Here is a 5,791-nt window from a genome sequence, read left to right as displayed (position 1 = left end):
TGTCCCGGGTGACCCTGCACGACGGCGCGACGCCTGCCTCGACGCGGTCGGCGTGCTCGCCGCCGCCCGACCCGACCGGCTGGTCGTCCTCGGCCCGGCGGAACAGGCCGGCCGCGGCCCGCACCCGCAGGGCGCCAGGGGTTCCTTCCGCGGCTTCGGCGTCGACGTCGAGGTGCGGCTGGGCGAGGCGGAGACCACGCCCGAGCGCCCGCTGCCGCCGTCCCTGTCCGTCGGCGCCTGGCTGCTGTCGCGGACCGCGCCGTCCGGCGCCACCGTCGAGGGCCTCGGCGTCGGCGAACCGCTCACCCGCGACCGCTGCCTGCCGGTCGGCCGGGAGATCGCCGCCTCCGCGCCCCGGGTGGCGCTGCTGGTGATGGGCGACGGCAGCGCCTGCCGCTCGCTGAAGGCCCCCGGCTACCTCGACCCGCGCGCCGAGTCCTTCGACGCCGAGGCGGCGCGCGCCCTGGGCGCCGCCGACACCGCCGCGCTCACCGCTCTCGACGAGGAGCTGGCCTTCGCGCTCAAGGCGTCGGGCCGGGCCTGCTGGCAGGTCCTGGCCGGCGCCGCCCAGGGCGCGCAGCTGGGCGGCAAGCTGCTCTACGACGCCGCGCCCTACGGGGTGGGGTACTTCGTGGCGACCTGGTCGTAGGCGCCTCGCGCGCGGGAGCGGCGGGCACGACGGCCGCCGCTCCCTCCCCGGGGCCGGTGGTGCCGGGTCACGGAGGGCCCGGCTCGTCCTTCCGTTCCGTCCCCGGGGCCGTCCCCGGGGGCTCGGTGGTACCGGTCTCCCGGGGGTGTCCGGTGCTCTCCGAGAGGCGGCCCAGGGCGTCCTTGGCCTTGCCCGTGCCGGTGCGGATCTGGTCGCTGTACTTGCCCTTGGTCTTCTCGTCGACGGCCTTCGCCGCCTTCTCCAGACCGGACTCGATCTTGTCACCGTGCTGGTGGGCGAAATCGCCGGCCTTGGTCTTGAGGAGATCGGCCTTGGCCTTGAGCGTGTCCATCAGTCCCATGGGCCACCTTCCTTCGTCGCCGCGTCAGGTGCGGGCGCCGTCACCGGCCTCGCTGTCGGCGGCCTTGTCCGAGGACTGCTGCCGGGGGATTCCGGCACCGTCCGCCGCCTCCGCGCCGTCCGCGGCCTGTGCCGGGGCGGCGGGGGCCGGGGTGTCCGCCTCCGGGGCCGCGGCCGCCGGCGCGGCCTTCCCGGTGGCGGGGGCCGGAACGGCGGCCTCGGCGGCCGGTGCGTCACCACCGGTCGCGGGGGCCTCCTCCGTCACCGCTGTGGCCTCCGTCTCCTCGGACGGGGCCGCCGACCGGCGACCGAACCGCGAAAACCATGAAAAAGCGCCCATTTCTGCTCCCTAGCCTACTGATGCGGCCGAGATCCCGCGCCGCCCGGACGTGCCCTTGCGCCGTCCGCCGGTGCCGGTCGCGCACCGGCACACGGGATCTCGCAACAGGCAACGACCCCCGCGGGCGGCCCGTCACGTCGCTCGTTCGGGAGACGGCCGCGATGTTTGGGAGACTGACCGGGTGAACACCGCAGTCCCCGCCCCCAAGGTCATCGCCGTCGTCGGCCCCACGGCGGCCGGAAAGTCCGACCTGGGCGTCGCGCTCGCCCGGCATCTGGGCGGCGAGGTCGTCAACGCCGACTCCATGCAGCTCTACCGCGGCATGGACATCGGCACCGCCAAGCTCACCCCCGAGGAGCGCGGCGGCGTCCCCCACCACCTCCTCGACATCTGGGACGTCACCCGCGCCGCCAATGTCGCCGAGTACCAGCGGCTGGCCCGCGCCGAGATCGACCGGCTGCTCGCCGAGGGCCGCACCCCCGTCCTCGTCGGCGGCTCCGGCCTGTACGTACGCGGCGCCCTCGACGCCCTGGAGTTCCCCGGCACCGACCCCGTGGTCCGCGCCCGCCTGGAGGCCGAACTCGCCGAGCACGGCAGCGGCGCGCTGCACGCCCGGCTCGCCACCGCCGACCCGGACGCCGCCCGTGCCATCCTCCCGGGCAACGGCCGCCGCATCGTGCGCGCCCTGGAGGTCATCGAGATCACCGGCCGCCCCTTCACCGCCAACCTCCCGCGTCACGAGTCCGTCTACGACAGCCTGCAGATCGGCGTCGACGTGGCACGCCCCGAACTCGACGCCCGCATCGCCCGCCGTGTCGACCGGATGTGGGAGGACGGGCTCGTCGACGAGGTCCGGGAGCTGGCCGGACAGGGCCTGCGCGAGGGCCGTACGGCCTCCCGGGCGCTCGGCTACCAGCAGGTGCTCGCCCACCTGGCGGGCGAGTGCACCGAGGAGGAGGCGCGCGCCGAGACCGTACGCGCCACCAAGCGCTTCGCGCGCCGCCAGGACTCGTGGTTCCGCCGCGATCCGCGGGTGCGCTGGCTCAGCGGCGCCGCCGCCGACCGGGCGGAACTCCCCGCCCGTGCCCTCGCCCTGCTCGAACGACCGGTCACAGCCTGATCACGTCCTGGCATCGGGACGCTCCGGCCGTCATCCGGGCTGCTGGGAGCGTGTCATCATCGACCATCGATCGAGCGTGCAGTCTGAGTGGGGAGGGCGCGTGGCAATGGAGGCCGGCCCTCGCGACACGGCGCAGCAACCGGACCGGGAGCGGGCCGAGGAGGCACCGCGGGACGCGGAAGCCGCCCGCGCGCACCCCGGCCACCCGGAGGCCGGGCAGGAGAACCAGCCCGCCCTGGACGCCCCCGAGCCCGCCGCCCTGGACGACTCCGACCGCCCCGACGCGGACCGGCCCGCCACCGGGGGCGGCGAGTCCTTCCGGGAACTGCGCCCGCCCCGGAGGCTGCGCCTGTGGCAGCTCGCCCCCGTGGTGGGGCTCGGCACCCTCGGCTCACTGATGTTCGCCTTCCCCCTCGCCTTCGAGTTCGGCGGCGACGGCGGCGCCGTCATCGCCATGCTCGGCCTGCTGCTGTGCTGCTGCGCCGCGGGCTGGGGCATGATGGCCGCCCGCCGGGCCGGCCTCACCTGGCCCGGCCTGCCCGGCCGCGGCTCCGGCCGGCGCGCCGACTGGCGAGTGGTGATGATCTACGTCGCGGTCGTCGCGGTGATGGTCGCCCTCGCCATCTGGCGCGTGGACCGGCTGCGCTGAGGGGGGCGGGGCCGCGCTCTCCGGGCGGACGGCGGGTCCCGGCGCCGCCCCCGTAGGATTCAGGCGTGAGCACCCCAGCGCGTATCGCCTACCTCAAGGGCCACGGCACCGAGAACGACTTCGTGATCCTTCCCGACCCCGACGGGCGGCTCGATCTGCCCGCGACCGCCGTCGCCGCGCTCTGCGACCGCCGGGCCGGACTCGGCGGCGACGGACTGCTGCACGTGGTCCGTTCCGCCGCGCACCCCGAGGCGCGGGCCATGGCCGACGAGGCCGAATGGTTCATGGACTACCGCAACGGCGACGGCTCCGTCGCCGAGATGTGCGGCAACGGCGTCCGCGTCTTCGCGCGCTATCTGCTGCACGCCGGGCTGGTCGAGGCCGGTGACGTGAACATCGCCACCCGCGCCGGGGTGCGGCGGGTCCACCTCGCCAAGAGCGGTGACGTCACCGTCGGGATGGGCCGCGCCCGGCTCCCCGAGGAGAGCGCCGAGGTGACCGTCGGCGACCGCACCTGGCCCACGACCCACGTCAACATGGGCAATCCGCACGCCGTCGCCTTCGTCGAGGACCTGGACCACGCGGGCACGCTGTACGAGGAGCCCGCCTACCGCCCGGCCGCCGTCCACCCCGACGGCGTCAACATCGAGTTCGTCGCCGACCGCGGCCCCCGCCACGTCGCGATGCGGGTGCACGAGCGCGGCGCGGGGGAGACCCGCTCCTGCGGCACCGGCGCCTGCGCGGTCGCTGTCGCCGCCGCCCGCCGGGACGGCGCCGACCCCGCGGTGACCGGTACGCCCGTCACCTACACCGTCGACGTGCCCGGCGGCAGGCTGGTGATCACCGAACTGCCCGACGGCACCGTCGAGATGACCGGGCCCGCCGTGATCGTGGCCGAGGGCGTCCTCGACCCCGTCTGGGCCGCCGCGGCGTTCGGCTGACCGGGCCCCGCCGGGCCGGGGAAGGACACGGCCACCACCGGGCAATTCGCTCGAACGGGTGATCCCTTTCCCTCCGGGCGAGAGACGGACAACGGTGCGTGAGGGGCTCGGTAGCATCGAAGGGCTGTTGCGGACACCGCGCCCGCCCCGCGGCCGCGGGCGGACGACGCGACGCCCGCCACAGGCCCAAGCCCCGGCCCGGACGCCCGAACGCCACGTCCACCGCCGGTCGACGCTGCCGGAGGTGTCCATGAGCGCAGAGGCCACTGACCCCGAGGGAGCCGCCCGCGCGGCCCGCAGAAGGGCCCGCCCCCGGTGGGAGCTGCGGGGACTGCGCCGCATCGGACGTGCCGCGCTGCTCGGCCCCCCGTTCCGCGACGGGCTCCCCGACGCCCTGGAGCACGTCGCCAAGGTGCACCGTGCCCACCACCCGGACGCCGAACTGTCCATCCTCAGCCGGGCCTACGCCCTCGCCGAGTCCTCGCACCGCGGCCAGCTCCGCAAGAGCGGCGAGCCCTACATCACCCACCCGCTCGCCGTCACCCTCATTCTCGCCGAACTGGGCGCCGAGACCACGACGTTGACGGCCTCCCTGCTCCACGACACCGTCGAGGACACGGAGGTGACGCTCGATCAGGTCCGTGCCGGTTTCGGCGACGAGGTCTGCTACCTCGTCGACGGGGTGACCAAACTGGAGAAGGTCGACTACGGCGCCGCCGCCGAACCGGAGACCTTCCGCAAGATGCTGGTCGCCACCGGCAACGACGTCCGCGTCATGTCCATCAAACTCGCCGACCGGCTGCACAACATGCGCACCCTCGGGGTGATGCGCCCCGAAAAACAGGTCCGCATCGCCCGGGTGACCCGCGATGTGCTGATCCCGCTCGCCGAACGCCTCGGTGTGCAGGCGCTCAAGACCGAGCTGGAGGACCTGGTCTTCGCGGTGCTGCACCCCGAGGAGTACGCCGCCACCCGCCGCCTGGTCGAGGAGTCCGCCGGGCGGCCCGACCCGCTCGCCGCCCTCGCCGCCCGCATCCGCGTCACGCTCGCCGACGCCGGCATCGACGCCGACGTCCTCGTCCGCCCCCGCCACCTCGTCTCCGTGCACCGGGTACGGATCGGGCGCGAGCCGACCGGCGCGGACCTGGGGCGGCTGCTGGTCCTGGTCGCCGAGGACGCCGACTGCTACGCCGTCCTGGGGGAGCTGCACACCTGCTTCACCCCCGTCGTCTCCGAGTTCAAGGACTTCATCGCCGCCCCCAAGTTCAACCTGTACCAGTCCCTGCACACGGCGGTGACCACCGGGACCGGGGAGATCGCCGAGACGCTGATCCGCACCCACCAGATGCACAAGGTCGCCGAGGCCGGGGTGATCGCGCTCGGCAATCCGTACGCCCCCACCGACGGCGCCGACGCGCCCGAGGGCGAACGCGCCGACCCCACCCGCCCCGGCTGGCTCTCCCGGCTGCTGGAGTGGCAGCGCACCGCACCCGACCCGGACACCTTCTGGACCTCCCTGCGCGACGACCTCGCCCAGGACCGGGAGATCACCGTCCTGTGCGCCGGCGACGAACCCGCCGCCACCGTCGGCCTCCCCGCCGGGGCGAGCTGTGTGGACGCCGCCTACGCACGGCACGGCGAGGCGGCGCACCGCTGCATCGGCGCCCGCGTCAACGGCCGCCTGGCGACCCTCGCCACGGTCCTGCGCGACGGCGACAGCCTCCATCTGCTG

7 protein-coding genes are annotated in these 5,791 nt (G+C 75.1%); 5 read left to right on the top strand and 2 right to left on the bottom strand.

Annotated features, from left to right (window positions below):
• The coding region (locus AC51EU_RS26195) for a class III extradiol ring-cleavage dioxygenase family protein (RefSeq protein ID WP_496269549.1) at window positions 1–649 on the top strand (649 nt) is incomplete at its 5' end.
• A 67-nt stretch (window positions 650–716) separates the two neighbouring features.
• Here the strand turns inward: AC51EU_RS26195 and AC51EU_RS26190 are convergent.
• Both AC51EU_RS26190 and AC51EU_RS26185 read right to left on the bottom strand, forming a co-directional pair.
• On the bottom strand, window positions 717–1,010 hold the full coding sequence (locus AC51EU_RS26190) for an antitoxin (RefSeq protein ID WP_496269548.1): 294 nt from the start codon (window positions 1,008–1,010) through the stop codon (window positions 717–719).
• Window positions 1,011–1,034: 24 nt separating this feature from the next.
• Window positions 1,035–1,274, bottom strand: a complete 240-nt coding sequence (locus AC51EU_RS26185) for a hypothetical protein (RefSeq protein WP_496269547.1) — start codon at window positions 1,272–1,274, stop codon at window positions 1,035–1,037.
• A 256-nt stretch (window positions 1,275–1,530) separates the two neighbouring features.
• Here AC51EU_RS26185 and miaA point away from each other — a divergent pair, with 256 nt between their 5' ends.
• From miaA to AC51EU_RS26165, 4 genes are all read left to right on the top strand, one after another.
• Window positions 1,531–2,469, top strand: coding sequence for a tRNA (adenosine(37)-N6)-dimethylallyltransferase MiaA (gene miaA / locus AC51EU_RS26180; protein WP_496269546.1), 939 nt, complete (start codon window positions 1,531–1,533; stop codon window positions 2,467–2,469).
• A 106-nt stretch (window positions 2,470–2,575) separates the two neighbouring features.
• A complete protein-coding gene (locus tag AC51EU_RS26175) occupies window positions 2,576–3,118 on the top strand; it encodes a hypothetical protein (RefSeq protein ID WP_496269550.1) in 543 nt (180 codons plus the stop codon).
• A 65-nt stretch (window positions 3,119–3,183) separates the two neighbouring features.
• Window positions 3,184–4,059 (top strand): diaminopimelate epimerase, encoded by an 876-nt coding sequence (dapF, locus tag AC51EU_RS26170; RefSeq protein ID WP_496269545.1) that lies wholly within the window; start codon window positions 3,184–3,186, stop codon window positions 4,057–4,059.
• A gap of 250 nt (window positions 4,060–4,309) precedes the next feature.
• Window positions 4,310–5,791, top strand: a 1,482-nt coding sequence (locus tag AC51EU_RS26165; protein ID WP_496269544.1) for a RelA/SpoT family protein, incomplete at its 3' end; no start/stop codon positions are given.

Source organism: Candidatus Streptomyces philanthi (assembly GCF_059553635.1).
Note: the sequence above shows the minus strand (reverse complement) of the source record. Positions and strands in the feature narration are given on the sequence as shown.

Coding starts and splice junctions, on each gene's coding strand:
- AC51EU_RS26190 (WP_496269548.1), bottom strand. CDS start 1,010: ATGGGACTGATGGACACGCTCAAGGCCAAGGCCGATCTCCTCAAGACC.
- AC51EU_RS26175 (WP_496269550.1), top strand. CDS start 2,576: ATGGAGGCCGGCCCTCGCGACACGGCGCAGCAACCGGACCGGGAGCGG.